The 15,756-nt window shown below is 47.7% G+C and carries 16 protein-coding genes and 5 tRNA genes; all 21 read left to right on the top strand.

Annotated elements, in window-relative coordinates:
- Window positions 1-53 precede the first annotated feature (53 nt).
- Window positions 54-794 (top strand): LytR/AlgR family response regulator transcription factor, encoded by a 741-nt coding sequence (locus F905_RS13220; RefSeq protein ID WP_005181633.1) that lies wholly within the window; start codon window positions 54-56, stop codon window positions 792-794.
- Window positions 795-902: 108 nt separating this feature from the next.
- Window positions 903-1,820: a hydroxymethylbilane synthase gene (gene hemC / locus F905_RS13225; RefSeq protein ID WP_034598116.1), complete on the top strand. Its 918-nt coding sequence runs from the start codon at window positions 903-905 to the stop codon at window positions 1,818-1,820.
- A gap of 1 nt (window position 1,821) precedes the next feature.
- Window positions 1,822-2,601: a uroporphyrinogen-III synthase gene (locus tag F905_RS13230; protein ID WP_005181637.1), complete on the top strand. Its 780-nt coding sequence runs from the start codon at window positions 1,822-1,824 to the stop codon at window positions 2,599-2,601.
- Window positions 2,598-3,443 (top strand): hypothetical protein, encoded by an 846-nt coding sequence (locus tag F905_RS13235; RefSeq protein ID WP_005181639.1) that lies wholly within the window; start codon window positions 2,598-2,600, stop codon window positions 3,441-3,443. Before F905_RS13230 ends, F905_RS13235 begins: the two co-directional genes overlap by 4 nt.
- Before the next feature lie 2 nt (window positions 3,444-3,445).
- The gene (locus F905_RS13240; protein ID WP_034598119.1) at window positions 3,446-4,633 is read left to right on the top strand and encodes a hypothetical protein; all 1,188 of its coding nucleotides are present in this window, start codon (window positions 3,446-3,448) and stop codon (window positions 4,631-4,633) included.
- Window positions 4,634-4,649: 16 nt separating this feature from the next.
- Entirely contained in the window at window positions 4,650-5,078 is a 429-nt protein-coding gene (locus tag F905_RS13245; protein WP_005181644.1) for an acyl-CoA thioesterase, read from the top strand.
- A 145-nt stretch (window positions 5,079-5,223) separates the two neighbouring features.
- Window positions 5,224-5,550, top strand: coding sequence for an H-NS histone family protein (locus F905_RS13250; RefSeq protein WP_005181647.1), 327 nt, complete (start codon window positions 5,224-5,226; stop codon window positions 5,548-5,550).
- 163 nt (window positions 5,551-5,713) lie between these two features.
- Window positions 5,714-6,454, top strand: coding sequence for a type II secretion system protein N (gspN, locus tag F905_RS13255; protein ID WP_005181650.1), 741 nt, complete (start codon window positions 5,714-5,716; stop codon window positions 6,452-6,454).
- Entirely contained in the window at window positions 6,454-7,290 is an 837-nt protein-coding gene (locus F905_RS13260) for a type II secretion system protein N (protein ID WP_005181661.1), read from the top strand. The genes gspN and F905_RS13260 overlap by 1 nt, the downstream gene beginning before the upstream one ends.
- A 40-nt stretch (window positions 7,291-7,330) precedes the next feature.
- A complete protein-coding gene (gspD, locus tag F905_RS13265; RefSeq protein WP_005181664.1) occupies window positions 7,331-9,580 on the top strand; it encodes a type II secretion system secretin GspD in 2,250 nt (749 codons plus the stop codon).
- A 66-nt stretch (window positions 9,581-9,646) separates the two neighbouring features.
- Window positions 9,647-10,354 carry an FHA domain-containing protein gene (locus F905_RS13270; RefSeq protein ID WP_005181667.1) on the top strand — a complete coding sequence of 236 codons (708 nt, stop codon included), beginning with the start codon at window positions 9,647-9,649 and terminating at the stop codon, window positions 10,352-10,354.
- Window positions 10,355-10,417: 63 nt separating this feature from the next.
- Window positions 10,418-11,089, top strand: a complete 672-nt coding sequence (gene gph, locus F905_RS13275; RefSeq protein ID WP_005181670.1) for a phosphoglycolate phosphatase — start codon at window positions 10,418-10,420, stop codon at window positions 11,087-11,089.
- A gap of 120 nt (window positions 11,090-11,209) precedes the next feature.
- On the top strand, window positions 11,210-12,703 hold the full coding sequence (gene trpE / locus F905_RS13280) for an anthranilate synthase component I (protein ID WP_005181673.1): 1,494 nt from the start codon (window positions 11,210-11,212) through the stop codon (window positions 12,701-12,703).
- A 98-nt stretch (window positions 12,704-12,801) separates the two neighbouring features.
- A tRNA-Thr gene (locus F905_RS13285) sits at window positions 12,802-12,877 on the top strand.
- Between the two features lie 56 nt (window positions 12,878-12,933).
- Window positions 12,934-13,017 (top strand) — tRNA-Tyr (locus tag F905_RS13290).
- A gap of 36 nt (window positions 13,018-13,053) precedes the next feature.
- Window positions 13,054-13,129 (top strand) — tRNA-Gly (locus F905_RS13295).
- Between the two features lie 15 nt (window positions 13,130-13,144).
- A tRNA-Thr gene (locus F905_RS13300) sits at window positions 13,145-13,219 on the top strand.
- Window positions 13,220-13,367: 148 nt separating this feature from the next.
- On the top strand, window positions 13,368-14,558 hold the full coding sequence (gene tuf / locus F905_RS13305; RefSeq protein ID WP_005181676.1) for an elongation factor Tu: 1,191 nt from the start codon (window positions 13,368-13,370) through the stop codon (window positions 14,556-14,558).
- A gap of 51 nt (window positions 14,559-14,609) precedes the next feature.
- A tRNA-Trp gene (locus F905_RS13310) sits at window positions 14,610-14,685 on the top strand.
- A 72-nt stretch (window positions 14,686-14,757) separates the two neighbouring features.
- Window positions 14,758-15,198, top strand: coding sequence for a preprotein translocase subunit SecE (gene secE, locus F905_RS13315; protein WP_005181678.1), 441 nt, complete (start codon window positions 14,758-14,760; stop codon window positions 15,196-15,198).
- A gap of 7 nt (window positions 15,199-15,205) precedes the next feature.
- Window positions 15,206-15,739 (top strand): transcription termination/antitermination protein NusG, encoded by a 534-nt coding sequence (gene nusG / locus F905_RS13320; RefSeq protein WP_005181681.1) that lies wholly within the window; start codon window positions 15,206-15,208, stop codon window positions 15,737-15,739.
- The last annotated feature ends 17 nt before the right edge of the window (window positions 15,740-15,756 follow it).

The raw sequence follows: 15,756 nt of genomic DNA on the forward strand, positions 1-15,756 counted from the left end.
AAAAATTCACGTTAAGCTATAAAAATAAATGATTTAACGTAAAGGAGGGATAAATGGATGTTCTGATCTGTGATGATGAACCTCTTGCAACTGAGCGTTTGGCCCGCTTGGTGACTCAACTTGGACATCAGGTGGTGGCAACCGCCAGTCATGGTGAGCAGGCCATTGAGCTAGCAGATGAACATCAGCCAGATGTCGTGTTATTAGATATTCAGATGCCAGAAATGGATGGACTAAGCTGCGCCCAGCATTTGCGCGAGCTTGACCCCATGCCGGCAATTGTCTTTTGTACCGCCTATGATGAGCATGCACTTGATGCATTTAAATCGCAGGCAGAAGGGTATTTGTTAAAACCGGTCATGCAACAGGAATTGCAGCAGGTTTTAGATCACTTAACCAAACTCACGCAAGCCCAGCTGAGTCACATAAAACAAAAAGAAAATATGGAAGAATTGAATATAAAACGCCACCAGATCACGGCGAAAACTTATCGTGGTGTTGAACTGGTGCCTGTAGAAAATATTTATTATTTTTTAGCAGATCAAAAATATGTCACCGTGCGCCATAAAAATGGCAGTGTGCTGATTGACGAAACCTTAAAAGATCTGGAGCATGAATTTGCCGACCAGTTTATTCGGATTCATCGCAATGCGCTGGTCTCGATTCATTATCTTGAAGGACTGGAAGTGATTAATACCGGTCAGTATCAGGTGCGTTGTCGTGAACTGGAAGAACGTCTGGCAGTAAGCCGTCGTCATTTACCGACCTTAAGAGAACGTATTCAGAAACTGTAAGCACCGGTTGAAATGGCTTTTTCGCCATCTCAGGGTGCAAATTGACTTGCATTTTCAAGCGATCAGGTTAAGTTTAAGGGAATCCTTTTATTTGCTTTCACTGACATGATGAACACCCTGAAAATTGCAACTCGACAAAGCCCGCTGGCATTATGGCAGGCGGAACACATTCGTGCGCGTTTAGAAGCCTTACATGCCGGTCTAAACGTGGAGTTGGTCACCTTCGTGACCCAGGGTGATAAAATTCTCGATACCCCCTTAGCCAAAATTGGGGGCAAGGGACTGTTTGTCAAAGAATTAGAAGCAGCTTTGCTAGATGGTCGTGCTGACCTTGCTGTGCATTCCATGAAAGATGTGCCAATGGCGCTACCAGAAGGCTTAAGCCTGGCGGTGATTTGCGAGCGTGAAGATCCGCTGGATGCCTTTGTGTCCAATACTTATGCCAGCTTTCAGGACTTGCCGCAGGGTGCCAAAGTCGGAACGTCCAGTTTGCGCCGTAAATGCCAGATTTTAAAAGCACGCCCTGACCTGGAGATTATCGATTTGCGCGGTAACGTTGGTACCCGTCTGTCCAAGCTGGATGCAGGTCAATATGATGCGATTATTCTGGCCAGTGCCGGCCTGAAGCGTTTGGGCCTTAGTGAGCGGATTCGTCATACGCTCGCGCCTGAAGTGAGTTTGCCGGCCGTGGGTCAGGGCGCTTTGGGGCTGGAATGCCGGACTAATGATCAGGCCGTACTCGAGCTGATTTTGCCGTTGATGGATGATGAAACCAATGTCTGTGTACGCGCAGAACGTGCGTTTAATGCTTATCTGGAAGGTGGCTGTCAGGTGCCGATTGCCGGTTATGCCACTTTAAAAGATGGCCAGCTGTCGATGGAAGGCCGGGTGGGCAGTGTCGATGGCCAGACCTTGTTAAGCGCACAGCTCAGTGCCGCACCCGAGCAGGCCGAACAGCTGGGTGAACAACTGGCACAGAACCTGTTGGCACAAGGGGCAGGTGAGCTGCTAAAAGCTTTATATTAAGATGCTGTTTATTAATACCCGCCCGGCCGATCGAGCCTGTGCCTTGTCACAGGCTTTAAGGCAACAGGCCTGGTCGGTGATTGAGCTGCCTCTGCTGGAATTACAGGCCTGTCCCTGGTCCGATGCATTGGCACAGCTGTACCAGCAATTACTGCAGGCGCAGCGGATTGTGGTGGTCAGCCCGACCGCGGTACACATCGGGATGGAGTATCTGGCGCAAAGCGGTATTCATCTCGATCAATTACAACATGTACAGTGGATTGCGGTTGGTGAAAAAACGGCGCAGGTACTGGCAGAATACGGAATTTCGAGCGCCGTGCCGGAGGTTGAAACCTCGGAAGGGATGCTGGAACTGCCTTTATTAAAATCCCTGGCGGCCGGTTCATGTATTGCCTTCTGGCGCGGTGAAGGCGGTCGTCAGTTTATGATGGACAGCCTGCAACAGGCCGGAATGCAGATTCTGAATTTTATTTTATATCAGCGTCAGTGTCCGGCTGCGTCCATTCAGCAGATGCCCGCGCTATTGCCACAACTGCAGCAGCACCGGGACTATTGGATGCTGATTAGCAGTGAGGCCAGCTGGTTAAACTGGTTGCGGCTGAGTCAAGCGCAAAAAGAATTATTGAACCGGGGGCGTTATCTGGTGTTGGGTGACCGCCTGGAAGCGCTGTTGATGGATTATCAACAACAGCATCACACCCGTTTTCAACTGATCAAGTTGACGAATTTAAAAACAGAAACAATACTGCAGCAGATTGAGCTTAAATCAGGACACGCATGAAGAAGCTACTTATTTTATTATTGATCATCGGCTTGGCCTGGATGTTAAAGCTGAGCTATGACGTATTTAAAATAACGGCGCAGCAGTCCGAATTGTCTCAGAGTATGCATCAGGCGGAAAAAAGCCGCGCCAATCTCAATGACCAGCTGGTGGCTTTGCAGCGCCAGAGTAGCAATCCTTCACCGTCAGCATCTTCAAGTGCGCCTGCAACTAATACTACAGTGCAGATCAGCCAGACCACGATCACGCCGCAGCAGATGCTTCAACAGCAGCTGGAACTTATCGAATTTGCCTTAAAGCAGGCGCAATATCCGTATGCACTGGAAAAGTTGGCAGTGCTGGATGTTCAGCTGAATCAGTGGGCTTTGTCACCGGCCTTGGCCGAAAGCCTGCATCAAACCCTGAGCAAAGACCGGCAGCTGATCCAGCAATTTGCGGCACAGCGCAGTGCCCAGCAGCAGCAGGTCACTCAGGCTCTACAGCAGCTGGATCAGCTGTTGCGTCAGGAAATCCAGCAGCCACAACTGCAGCCGGCGCAAGAGGCCAATCCGGCCTTCTGGCATAAGTGGTTGAAACTGGAAGCCGCCGAGCAGCCAGCGACTGTACTTAGTCAGCGTCAATTGCTGTTAAAAGAAGCGCAGTTGCGTTTATTACTGGCACGTCAGTTATTAGGACAAGGCCAATATCTGAATTATCAGCAGGAGCTGACTGAAATTTTTCATCTGTTACAGCTGCTGCCGGATCGGGGGGCGCAGCAGTTAAGCGCTGAATTGGCGGAAATTCAGAGCCTGACCGTGATTCCTGTGCCGGTGCTGACCAGCCGCACCTTATTGGATGAATGATCATGAAGCAGATTGTTCTGGCCTATGTCTTGGTCACGTTGGTGCTGGTGGCCTTGCTCAGTGTATTCAGTTATGGCTATGGCGCGGGCTATGTTTATCTGTATTGGCGTGACTGGCAGCTACAGACCAATATCTGGGTGCTGCTGATTTTATTAATGCTGATCAGTCTGGTGGTGCAGCTGATCTGGGTGATGCTAAAGCGTTATTTAAGCCGTGAACAGCGTAAGCAGGCGGCGGTGTTTGATTTCCAGCATTTACATCCTTATGAGCAAATGGCAGTAATCTGGCTGCTGGATGCCGCGCGTGAGCAGGACGCCTTTATCCGTCAGGTATTTAACCAGTCTGGTTTATTAAAAGCCGTGATTCATTCACGCCTGTCGCTGATGCAGCAGGATTATCCGGTGGCCTTGCAGATGTTAAACCAGAGCAATGCCATGGCCTTTGAGCTGGCCGAGTTGCAGCGTATTGAAATTTATCTGGCGCAGCAGCAACCGGAAAAAGCCCTGACCCATCTGGAATTTTTAAATGGCCATCAACTGTCGCCGTGGCTCAAAGATGTCAAACAGGCCTATGAACAGCGCTTAACCGCACTGTGGGGGGAGTTTGCACTGCAATATCCGTGGTTATATTTGCGTGCGACTCAATATGGGCATTTAGGGTTGGACAGCAAGCAGTTATGGCTTGAGCAAATCTTGCAGCATTTTGAGCAGGCTACACCGGAAGCATTACAGGATTTAAAACAGCGTTATTGCAACCTGTCCGGGCAGATGTTTAGCCAGCCGTATGCGATTAAAGTGCTGTGGTTAAAAGTGCTGGCACGTTTAAGTGATATGGGTGAGCAGCAGGAACATCTGGCGGTGCATTTGCTGAGTGAACAGTTTCATCAGGATGTGTTCTATTTATGGTTCCAGCAGCAGCTATTAAAACCGGCACCAGATTATCTCAAGATTGAAGATTATCTGAATAAATGGGAACAGCAATATCCTGCTTTACCGGTATTGAGTTTTGCCAAATGGCATATATTGGAAGCTACCGGTCGTCATGACGACGCAGCACAGCTTCTAGATTTATATCCGGAACATATTTTAATGAACTATTTAAGAATTAAATCAGCATTAAAAGATCAACCACATTTACAGCAGCAGTTAAATCTGGTGTTTGAAAATAATAGTCATTTCATGAAAATTTAAATCTAGGTAAAGTCGCATGCAATTAACCGATTATCCAGTAATTCATCAACAAGTGGTGGCATGGGGCGATATGGATGCGCTCGGTCATGTCAATAATGTGATGTATTACCGCTATATTGAAAGTGCCCGCATTCATTATATGGATCAGATCAGAATGATGCAGCAATCCTTTTCGACGGTAGTGGCATCAAATCAGTGCAAATATATGCGTCCGGTATTTTATCCGGATACCTTAAAAATAGGTGTACGGGTTGAGGAAATCCGAAATAGTGCTTTTCGCATGCATTATATATTATGGAGCGAGCAGCAACAGGCTGTAGTCGCGAGTGCAGAAGCCATCATGGTTTGTGTGAATTCTGAAAGTATGCAGAAAATGCCATTACCCGAGTCGATTCGGCAGCATATTTTGGCTTTGGAAAATAGTGTGGGGCATTATCTGGATTAATTCTAATCCCGAATAAATAGATTATTTATCTCTGTTAATAATTGTTTTTCATTTCAAATAATGATTGAAACTTAATTCAGATAAAAATATGATGTATTAATGCAATTGAAGTAAATTAATATAAAAGCATACTTGTGGAGTAAATATGATGCCCGATATTAGTAATTTGTCTGTAGAACAATTAAAGCGCTTGCAGGAAGAAGCGGAAGCATTAATTGCATCGAAAAAGGACCAGGCAGTTGAAGATGCATATAATCAGATTTTGGCAATTGCTGAAAATGCGGGTTTAAGCATTGAACAGATTCTTGAGTTTGGTGCGTCTAAACGTAAAAAGAATGTACGTAAATCGGTAGAGCCGCGTTATCGTAATAAAGCCAATGCCAATGAAACCTGGACAGGTCGTGGTAAGCAACCGCGCTGGTTAGTGGCAGAACTGGAAAAAGGTGCCAAGCTTGAAGACTTCTTGATCTAAACTTCATCAGATTGTCATCTAAGCGCACTAGAGTGTCGAAACCAAGCAGAACTGCTTGGTTTTTTTATGTGTATCCGTTGGTGTTGTAAAAAAAGTGTGCATAATGTGTGCATGAAAATAACAATTTGTTCATGAATGCATTAGATAGGTTGGTCGTGGTGGAATGATAAAGAAACCGAGATACATCACGTGGTGGATTTTCGCCATCATTGCTTTTTTAATTTTTGTGTTATTACAGATTCCTGCAGCTTGGTTAATTTCAAAGTTTTATAAAAACAATCAGAGTTTACATAATGTCAGTGGCAACATCTGGCAGGGGCAGGCAGATTGGCACAAGGGACAGTTGCGTGGCAGCTTAAGCTGGAATACGCGTCCTTTAGACCTGTTATTGCTGAAAGTGGCAGCCGATGTTGAAATCCATAGTGGTCATACCGAACTAAAAGGCGTGATGGGTTACCGTTTTGGGACCTTCATGCTGAACGCTGTACACGGCCGTGTTGCGCCAGAAACTCTAAAAACCCTGGTCGACTGGCAATGGCCGACCAATCCGATTCAATTACAAAATATTGATCTGAACTATAACAAGCAGCAAGGGTTCGCCCAGGCGCAAGGTCAGCTGAACTGGGCCGGCGGGGAGCTGGTCTATCAGTTTGCCCAGCGTCAAGAGCGCATGACCGTGCCAACGCTGAAAGGCACACTGTCGGATGAAAGCGGAAAACTGAAAATTGATGTGCGTGATGCACGTGACCAGAAAATGATTAACCTGAGTCTGGATCAGGAGATGATGCTGGATGTGCAGCTGACCCAGCGTTTATTGATGCATGTTCCTTCTTATGAAGGTAAGGCTGGTGCCGATACCTATGTAATCAGTACCCGCCAGCCGCTGTTCAAGGGAGGCTTCTGATGCAGAAAATCTGGGAGCAGCTGCAGGCTATCCAGCTGAAACAGGCCGATCGTGTCGCACCGTTATTGCTGGCGCTGCTGATTCTGTATTTATGCTGGAAGCTGGCCAGTCTGTTCTGGCTATTACTGGCGCCGCCTCAAGCGATGCAACTGGATCGGGTCGAACTGGGTTCGCAGCAGCTGCGTGTACCGAATATCAGCAGTTTTGCCTTGTTTCATGAAGCGAGCCAGCGTACGCAGGCCGAAGACAATCTGAACCTTCAATTACAAGGCGTGATGGTCGGTTATCCCAACCAGTTTTCTTCTGCCGTGCTCAAAGTCAATGAGGTGGCAGAGCGCTATCGCGTCGGCGATGTGATTGAAGGCAGTGGTTATCAGTTGGCTGAAGTGTACTGGGATCGGGTGGTTTTGCGTCATAGCAGTGGCGCCACCCGTGAGATAGAGTTTAAAGGCATTGAAAACGGGCTGAATCAGCCGATTGTGCCGACACAAAGCCCAGCTGCACCCAACAGAAATCCGGCACCGGCAACAACTGCGCAAAATGCGATTGGTCAGGCAGTGCAAAAGATTCAGCAAGACCGGGAACGCTATTTACAGGATATGGGCGTGAATAGTGGCAATGGTCAGGGCTATGAAATTACCGCACGGACACCGGCGGCACTCAGAAGCAGATTGGGATTACAACCAGGCGACCGGATTTTATCCTTAAATGGTCAGACTGTCGGACAAGGGCAAAATGAAGCCCAATTGCTGGAACAGGCAAGACAGGAGGGTCAGGTCAGACTGGAAGTTCAGCGTGGTGACCAGGTCATCACGGTACAACAAGATTTTAAGTGACGGATTTGTCACCTTATAGGGTTAGGAAACACGGTAGATTATGGCTTTATTAAATCATGAGCGTCCGCTTTGGGCATTGGTGGTCGGCGCACCTCTGGTGGCTATGGTAAGTACGGCGAGCTATGCACAAACCTGGAAAATTAATTTACGTGATGCTGACCTGACTGCATTTATTAATGAAGTGGCCGATATTACCGGTAAGAACTTCGCGGTTGATCCGCGGGTGCGCGGCAATGTCACGGTCATTTCCAACAAGCCGTTGAACCGCAATGAAGTCTATGACCTGTTTCTGGGCGTGCTTAATGTTAATGGGGTAGTGGCTATTCCCTCGGGCAATACCATCAAGCTGGTGCCAGATAACAATGTCAAAAGCTCCGGAATTCCGTTTGATGCACGCCAGAATGCGCGCGGCGACCAGATTGTGACCCGGGTCATCTGGCTGGAAAATACCAATGCCAATGACATGATTCCGGCTTTACGGCCTTTAATGCCGCAATTTGCCCACCTGTCTGCGGTGGCTGGCACCAATGCCCTGATTGTTTCGGACCGGGCCAGCAATATCTATCAGCTGGAAAATATCATCCGTAATTTGGATGGCACCGGCCAAAATGATATTGAAGCCATCTCGCTACAGTCCAGTCAGGCCGAAGAAGTGATCGGGCTATTGGAGTCAATGAGTTCGACCGGCAATGCCAAAGATCTCAAAGGTTCGCGGGTGCGAATTGTGGCGGATAACCGGACCAATCGCATTATCATTAAAGGTGATACCGCCACCCGCAAGCGTATCCGCCAGATGATTGAAATGATGGATGTGCCGGCGGCCGACCGTCTCGGCGGCTTAAAAGTCTTTCGCTTAAAATATGCCAGTGCGCAAAGCCTGGCGGAAATTCTGCAAGGGCTAGTATCGGGGCAGGCGGTCAGCAGTTCATCTTCCAATACGAAAAACAGCAGTAATAATAGCGTTAGCAATCTGGTCAATAACAGCAGTAACAGTACATCCAGCAATAGCACGGGCAGTACCTCGCCAAGTATTACCCTGAATAACGGTTTTGATCAGCAGAGCCAGATCACCAGCTTTAATGGCAATGGCGTCAGTATTATTGCCGATAGTAGCCAGAACGCCTTGGTGGTCAAAGCCGATCCACAGCTGATGCGTGAAATTGAATCTGCGATTCAACAGCTGGATACACGCCGTCAACAGGTTCTCATTGAAGCCGCGATTATTGAAGTAGAAGGCACCGATGCCGATCAGCTTGGCGTGCAATGGGCCTTGGGTGATTTAAGCAGTGGCATTGGCCTGATCAATTTTGATAACTTGGGTTCCAGCCTGAAAAATATTGCCGCCGGCTATCTAACTGGAGGTGCAGCGGGTGCCGGTGGTGCGATTGGTGCGGGTACCTCACTGGTGCTGGGGGATTATCAGGAAGGTAGTGATGGTTCACGCCGTTTGTATGGTGCGCTGATTCAAGCCTTAAAAGAAACCACCAAATCCAATCTGCTATCGACCCCATCCATTGTCACCATGGACAATGAAGAGGCTTATATTGTGGTTGGTGAGAACGTACCGTTTGTCACCGGTTCGGTCAGTACCGGAAATGGTACCGTCAATCCCTATACCACCATTGAGCGTAAGGACGTCGGGGTCACCCTAAAAGTGGTGCCGCACATTGGCGAAAATGGCACAGTGCGTCTGGAAGTGGAACAGGAAGTTTCTGGGGTTAAATCCAGCAAAGGTCAGGCGCAGGACTTGGTCACCAGCAAACGCGCAATTAAAACCTCAATTCTGGCCGAGCATGGTCAGACTATTGTCTTGGGTGGTCTTATTTCAGATAACACTGCCTATTCTCGCCAGGCCGTGCCGGGGTTGGGTGCCATTCCAGGACTGGGACGTTTATTCCGTTCCGATGGTAAGTCCAATCAGAAGCGTAATCTGCTGATCTTTATTCACCCGACCATTGTTGGGGATCAGAATGATATCCGCCGGATTTCGCAGCAGCGTTATAGTCAGCTGTATAGTCTGCAACTGGCACTGGATCAGGATGGTAATTTTGCCAAACTGCCGGAGCGGGTGGAAGATATCTATCAGCAGCGGGTGCCAGTGTCTAAAACTCCACTAAATCAAACCCGTTATCAGCAGGTGCCATCCGCGACCCCTGCGGCACAGTCGGGGGCGGCTGTGGTGACCACGCCCGTTGCGGTAGAACCGGCGCTGCAGCGTCAGACCTTAAGCCCGCAAGTCAGCAATACTACCAATACCACCACCACGACCACCTTAAGACCGCGCTCTTAACAGAGCGGACATGGAATCTGGTTTTGAGCATGTTATGATGGGCAAAAATTTAAAGAGAAGTTCGCTATGACTTGGAAATTACAAGCAATTACGGGTGAATTTACCGGGCAGGAAATTAGTGTTGATCGTGACATGCTGGTGGGGCGTCATCAGGAAGCTGATGTGGTGCTGCAGTCGGCTGAAGTATCACGCAAACATGCTGCGTTGTTACTGAAAGCTGAAGACCTGTGGGTACAAGACTTAAATTCATCCAATGGCACCTTTGTGAATGACCTGCGGATTGAGCAGGAAACTCCGTTGCATGAAGGTGATATTGTCCAGTTTGCCAGCTTTAAATTTTCAGTCCTGGCACCAGCCAAACCGGAACTGTTGGCAGATGAGCCGCTTGCGCCTGCAGGCACCGAAGTAGAACAGATTCCTGAGCTGGATGTGGTGGAAACCGCTACTGCAGCCGAGCCGACAGAAACTGTAGCAGTGAAAACGCCGGCACAGCAGATGAATGATCAGGGTATGCCTGAGCTGAAAGAGCGTGATGCATCGGTACAATTGACACGTGATGGCATGCCAACCAATGTCGGTGTACCAAAACCGGCCCCAATTCCTGAAGGGACCGATTTAAGCGCGGCCACCCCAGAGCCACAACCGGTACCGGTTGAGCAGCCTGTATCACGCGTTGAGCAGGAAAAAGAGCAGCAGAAAAATGCCTCTGTTGGCCTGATGACCATTATTGTGCTGGTGATCCTGGCAATTATTGCCTGGCTGTTGTTTAAATAAACCGCGACACAGCATACAATCGAGGCATGCTTTGGCATGCCTTTATTTTTTGAGAGGACCAAAATGTCTGTGGCCAAACTTGACACCCGTGAGCTGATTTTATTTGACCTGGACGGTACGCTGGTCGATTCAGCCACCGATCTGTATCGTGCCATGAATATGAGCCTGAATGCCTTGCAGCTGCCCATGGTCACCGAAGCACAGGTACGCACCTGGATTGGCAAAGGCACCTCGGTATTTTGTCACAGCACCTTGCTGCATTTAACCGGAGAGGTGCATCCCGATCAGCATCAGCAGCTGCTGGAAACTTTCCTAGGAATTTACAATGCCGATCCTTGTCTGGATACCCAGCCTTTTGCCGGAATTCTGGAGTTTCTGGAATGGGGCAAACAGCAGCAGAAAAAAATGATCTGTGTCACCAACAAGCCCGAGCTGCCATCACGCGCCATTTTAGATGCACTGGACATGAGCCATTATTTTGTTGATGTGATTGGTGGTGATCGGTTTAGCGAACGTAAACCGCATCCACGCCAGTTATTGCACTGTGTTGAGACCTTTGGGGTAGAAAAATCCCAAGTGTTGATGATTGGCGACTCTTCCAATGATGTGGAAGCCGCACGTCGTGCCGGTATTGATTGTATTGTAGTCAGCTATGGCTATAATCATGGCGAGAGTATTTATGATTGTCAGCCGCAGCAAGTGGTGGATAATCTGACAGAATTATTAGCTTCCTAATGTAAGAATAGATGTAAAAGGACACCGCAATGAGTGATTGTGTAGTTTTTCGATGGCGTCACTAAGTCAGCACCTACCAGCAACCTTCCTATGACCCCGCGAAAATGAAAGAGATTCAACATGACCACTCAAGCCCAATATCAACAACTGCAAGCTGCCGGCTATAACCTGATTCCTGTCTACCGTCAGCGTCTGGCCGATACCGAAACCCCATTGTCTGTGTTTGCGCGTTTAAAAGAGCATGAACAGGCTTATCTGTTTGAATCTGTTGAAGGTGGTGAAAACTGGGCGCGCTATTCGATTATTGGCCTGGGCGAGTCAACCGTGTTTTCCTGCAATGAAGGGCGGTTGACCATTCAGCAGGCCAATGGCGAACTGCTACAGCAGCCGTGTAGTGATCCTTTCCAGTTTATCCGTGATTTCCAGGCCCAGTTTAAAGTGCCAACACAGGCCGATTTACCGGCGTTGCCAAGCTTTACTGGTGGACTAGTCGGTTACTTTGGCTATGACGCCGTGCGTTATATCGAACCGCGCCTGAACAATATTCCAGACGCCGATCCGGTGGGCCTGCCAGATATCTGGATGATGCTGTCTAAAACCGTGATCGTGTTTGACAACTTAAAAGATACCTTATTCCTGATTGTGCACGCCGATAGTAATGATGCTGATGCCTATCAGAAAGCACAGGCACAACTGGATGCGCTGGAGCAGTTGCTGGCGACACCGGTGAATCTGCAAGCACAGACTCATATGGCACCGCATTTTGAATCTTTAACTGGGCATGACAACTTTATTGCTTCGGTTGAGAAGGTTAAAGAATACATCCGTGCTGGTGATGTCATGCAAGTGGTGCCGGGACATCGTATGGTGTCTGACTTTGATGGTGAGCCGTTACAGGTCTATCGCGCTTTACGTCACCTTAATCCATCACCATATCTGTTCCTGGTGCAAGGGCGAACCTTGGACAATAACACCCCGTTTCATATTGTCGGTTCATCGCCGGAAATCCTGTCGCGTCTGGAAAATGGTATTGCCACCGTGCGTCCACTCGCTGGCACACGTCCACGTGGTAAAACCAAAGAAGAAGATCTGGCCCTGGAAAAAGATTTACTTTCTGATGAAAAAGAGATTGCCGAGCATTTAATGCTGATTGACTTGGGTCGTAATGATGTTGGTCGCGTCTCAAAAATTGGTAAAGTGCAGGTGACTGATCAAATGGTGATCGAACGTTATTCGCATGTCATGCATATTGTGTCCAATGTGCAAGGTGAAGTGCGCGATGATGTTGATGCATTGGATGTTTTTAAGGCAACTTTCCCGGCAGGCACACTTTCTGGGGCACCAAAAATCCGTGCCATGGAAATTATTGACGAAGTTGAGCCAGTAAAACGTGGAATTTTTGGTGGTGCTGTTGGTTATTTAGGCTGGCATGGCGAAATGGACATGTCGATTGCGATTCGGACCTGTGTTATTCGTGAAAATAAGGTCTATGTGCAGGCTGGCGCAGGCCTTGTTGCCGACTCAAATCCTGAATCTGAGTGGAATGAAACCCAAATAAAAGCTCGCGCAGTGATCAAAGCGGTTGAATTATCGTCAAACGGATTGATTTTGTGAGTTTTTGACGGTTTTTTTAAAAAAAACACTTGCACGGATTTCAAGTTTTGCTAAACTGCACACCGTTCCGATACGAAACGTACGAAACACTAAGAAACGCCGGCATAGCTCAGTTGGTAGAGCAACTGACTTGTAATCAGTAGGTCCACAGTTCGAATCCGTGTGCCGGCACCATCTTAGAGAATTCGAGATGTGAAGTAAAGAACAAGCACTGCAATAAGTGTGATATTGGTGGGATTCCCGAGCGGTCAAAGGGAGCAGACTGTAACTCTGCCGCGTAAGCTTCGAAGGTTCGAATCCTTCTCCCACCACCATTAACTTCGAATGAAGTGGTACATTACCAACAATGTGCGGGAGTAGCTCAGTTGGTAGAGCGGCAGCCTTCCAAGCTGCATGTCGCGAGTTCGATCCTCGTCTCCCGCTCCATCATCGAAGATGATCGCTCTTATAGCTCAGTGGTAGAGCACTCCCTTGGTAAGGGAGAGGTCTCGAGTTCAAATCTCGATAAGAGCTCCAGATACAGTTTAGCAACTTGGTTGCATTAGATTTAAAGAAAGCAGGCTATTTAGTCTGCTTTTTAAGTATTAAGTGTCTAGTTTTTTAGGCGATATGTCGAGGCTGGGTATTACTCAGATTGTGTTCGACGTAAACGAGGAAAATAAACATGGCTAAGGCTAAGTTTGAACGTAATAAGCCACACGTTAACGTGGGCACAATCGGTCACGTTGACCATGGTAAAACAACTTTAACAGCTGCAATTGCAACTGTATGTGCGAAGAAATTCGGTGGTGAAGCGAAAGATTACGCTGCAATCGACTCTGCTCCAGAAGAAAAAGCACGTGGTATTACAATTAACACTTCTCACGTAGAATACGATTCTCCAACTCGTCACTACGCTCACGTTGACTGCCCAGGCCACGCCGACTATGTTAAAAACATGATCACTGGTGCTGCTCAGATGGACGGTGCGATCCTTGTATGTGCTGCGACTGACGGTCCAATGCCACAAACTCGTGAACACATCCTTCTTTCTCGTCAGGTAGGTGTACCTTACATCGTTGTATTCTTAAACAAATGCGACCTTGTTGACGACGAAGAGCTGCTTGAGCTGGTTGAAATGGAAGTTCGTGAACTTCTTTCTACTTATGACTTCCCAGGCGACGACACTCCAGTAATCCGTGGTTCAGCGCTTGCTGCACTTAACGGTGAAGCTGGTCAATACGGCGAAGACGCTGTTGTTGCTCTTGTTGAAGCACTTGACTCTTACATTCCAGAGCCAGTACGTGCAATCGACCAAGCATTCTTGATGCCAATCGAAGACGTATTCTCTATTTCTGGTCGTGGTACAGTTGTAACTGGCCGTGTAGAAACTGGTATCGTTAAAGTGGGTGAAGAAGTTGAAATCGTTGGTATCAAAGATACAGCGAAAACAACTGTTACTGGCGTTGAAATGTTCCGTAAGCTTCTTGACGAAGGTCGTGCTGGCGAGAACTGTGGTGTTCTTCTACGTGGTACTAAGCGTGAAGAAGTTCAACGTGGTCAAGTACTTGCTAAACCAGGTTCAATCAAGCCGCACACTAAATTCGACGCAGAAGTATACGTACTTTCTAAAGACGAAGGTGGCCGTCATACTCCATTCTTAAATGGTTACCGTCCACAGTTCTACTTCCGTACTACGGACGTAACTGGTGCGATCCAGCTGAAAGAAGGCGTTGAAATGGTTATGCCAGGCGACAACGTTGAAATGTCAGTAGAATTAATCCACCCAATCGCAATGGACGCTGGTTTACGCTTCGCGATCCGTGAAGGTGGCCGTACTGTAGGTGCGGGTGTAGTTGCTAAAGTAACTGCATAATTATAAAATAAGTTTCACAAGCCGAAGTTTGCGGATTTCGGCTTGTTCTACAGGCCAGTAGTTCAATTGGTAGAGCGTCGGTCTCCAAAACCGAATGTTGGGGGTTCGAGTCCCTCCTGGCCTGCCATTTTTCAAAAAAAGCTTGATGCTGGCAAAACTGGTCATATAATAAGTCGCGAATCCTACGACGAGTACAAAAATGTCGAATGATAAATCGCGTGACGCATTAAGCGAAGCGCCAATTCCTCAAAGAAATAATCCTGCTGAAGTTGTAAATTCGGGTTCTCCATTAGACTACGTGTTGTGGATTATCGCCTTGATTTTATTCATTGCGGCAACCATGGTGAATCAGCATCTACCAGCGTACTGGGCACCGGCAAATGATATTTGGGTGCGCGTTGGGGTAATTTTGGCTTGTATCGTAGTGGCTTTAGGTTTATTATACGCCACCCATCAAGGCAAAGGCTTTGTTCGTTTATTGAAAGATTCACGAATCGAGCTGCGTCGAGTGACTTGGCCAACCAAGCAAGAGACAGTGACCACATCTTGGCACGTACTTGCAGTTGTAGTTGTAGCATCCATTTTATTGTGGTGTTTTGACTACGTTTTAGGTTGGGCAATTAAATTTATTATCGGGTAAGAGAGCTATGAAACGTTGGTACATTATTCATGCCTATTCTGGTTATGAAAAACAAGTGATGCGTTCGCTTAATGATCGAATCCAGCGTAGCGCTGTTGCCGATAGCTTTGGTGAAGTCCTGGTTCCTACCGAAGAAGTGGTAGAAATGAAGGATGGTAAGAAACGTAAATCTGAGCGTAAATTCTTTCCGGGCTATGTGCTAGTCGAAATGGAAATGAATGATGATACTTGGCACATTGTAAAAGAATGTCCAAAAGTATTAGGTTTTATTGGTGGTACACCGGAAAAACCTGCGCCAATTACGCAGCGTGAAGCTGATGCGATTCTTGCACGTGTACGCAATACTGGTGAAGCACCTCGTCCGAAGACGATGTTTGAACCAGGCGAAGAATTACTGGTAATTGACGGTCCATTCACCGACTTTAAAGGCGTGGTGGAAGAAGTCCTTTACGACAAGTCGCGTTTAACGTTGACGATTAATGTATTCAATCGACCAACACAGGTTGAGCTGGAATTTCGCCAAGTCGAAAAATCAGTTTAATTCACTGCTGGTTGAAA

Origin of the sequence: Acinetobacter sp. CIP 53.82 (genome assembly GCF_000369465.1) — a bacterium.
Lineage (GTDB): Bacteria > Pseudomonadota > Gammaproteobacteria > Pseudomonadales > Moraxellaceae > Acinetobacter > Acinetobacter indicus.

Coding starts and splice junctions, on each gene's coding strand:
- secE (WP_005181678.1), top strand. CDS start 14,758: ATGTCGAATGATAAATCGCGTGACGCATTAAGCGAAGCGCCAATTCCT.
- nusG (WP_005181681.1), top strand. CDS start 15,206: ATGAAACGTTGGTACATTATTCATGCCTATTCTGGTTATGAAAAACAA.
- gph (WP_005181670.1), top strand. CDS start 10,418: ATGTCTGTGGCCAAACTTGACACCCGTGAGCTGATTTTATTTGACCTG.
- F905_RS13230 (WP_005181637.1), top strand. CDS start 1,822: ATGCTGTTTATTAATACCCGCCCGGCCGATCGAGCCTGTGCCTTGTCA.
- F905_RS13250 (WP_005181647.1), top strand. CDS start 5,224: ATGATGCCCGATATTAGTAATTTGTCTGTAGAACAATTAAAGCGCTTG.
- F905_RS13220 (WP_005181633.1), top strand. CDS start 54: ATGGATGTTCTGATCTGTGATGATGAACCTCTTGCAACTGAGCGTTTG.
- F905_RS13235 (WP_005181639.1), top strand. CDS start 2,598: ATGAAGAAGCTACTTATTTTATTATTGATCATCGGCTTGGCCTGGATG.
- tuf (WP_005181676.1), top strand. CDS start 13,368: ATGGCTAAGGCTAAGTTTGAACGTAATAAGCCACACGTTAACGTGGGC.
- F905_RS13245 (WP_005181644.1), top strand. CDS start 4,650: ATGCAATTAACCGATTATCCAGTAATTCATCAACAAGTGGTGGCATGG.
- gspN (WP_005181650.1), top strand. CDS start 5,714: ATGATAAAGAAACCGAGATACATCACGTGGTGGATTTTCGCCATCATT.
- F905_RS13240 (WP_034598119.1), top strand. CDS start 3,446: ATGAAGCAGATTGTTCTGGCCTATGTCTTGGTCACGTTGGTGCTGGTG.
- trpE (WP_005181673.1), top strand. CDS start 11,210: ATGACCACTCAAGCCCAATATCAACAACTGCAAGCTGCCGGCTATAAC.
- hemC (WP_034598116.1), top strand. CDS start 903: ATGAACACCCTGAAAATTGCAACTCGACAAAGCCCGCTGGCATTATGG.
- F905_RS13270 (WP_005181667.1), top strand. CDS start 9,647: ATGACTTGGAAATTACAAGCAATTACGGGTGAATTTACCGGGCAGGAA.
- F905_RS13260 (WP_005181661.1), top strand. CDS start 6,454: ATGCAGAAAATCTGGGAGCAGCTGCAGGCTATCCAGCTGAAACAGGCC.
- gspD (WP_005181664.1), top strand. CDS start 7,331: ATGGCTTTATTAAATCATGAGCGTCCGCTTTGGGCATTGGTGGTCGGC.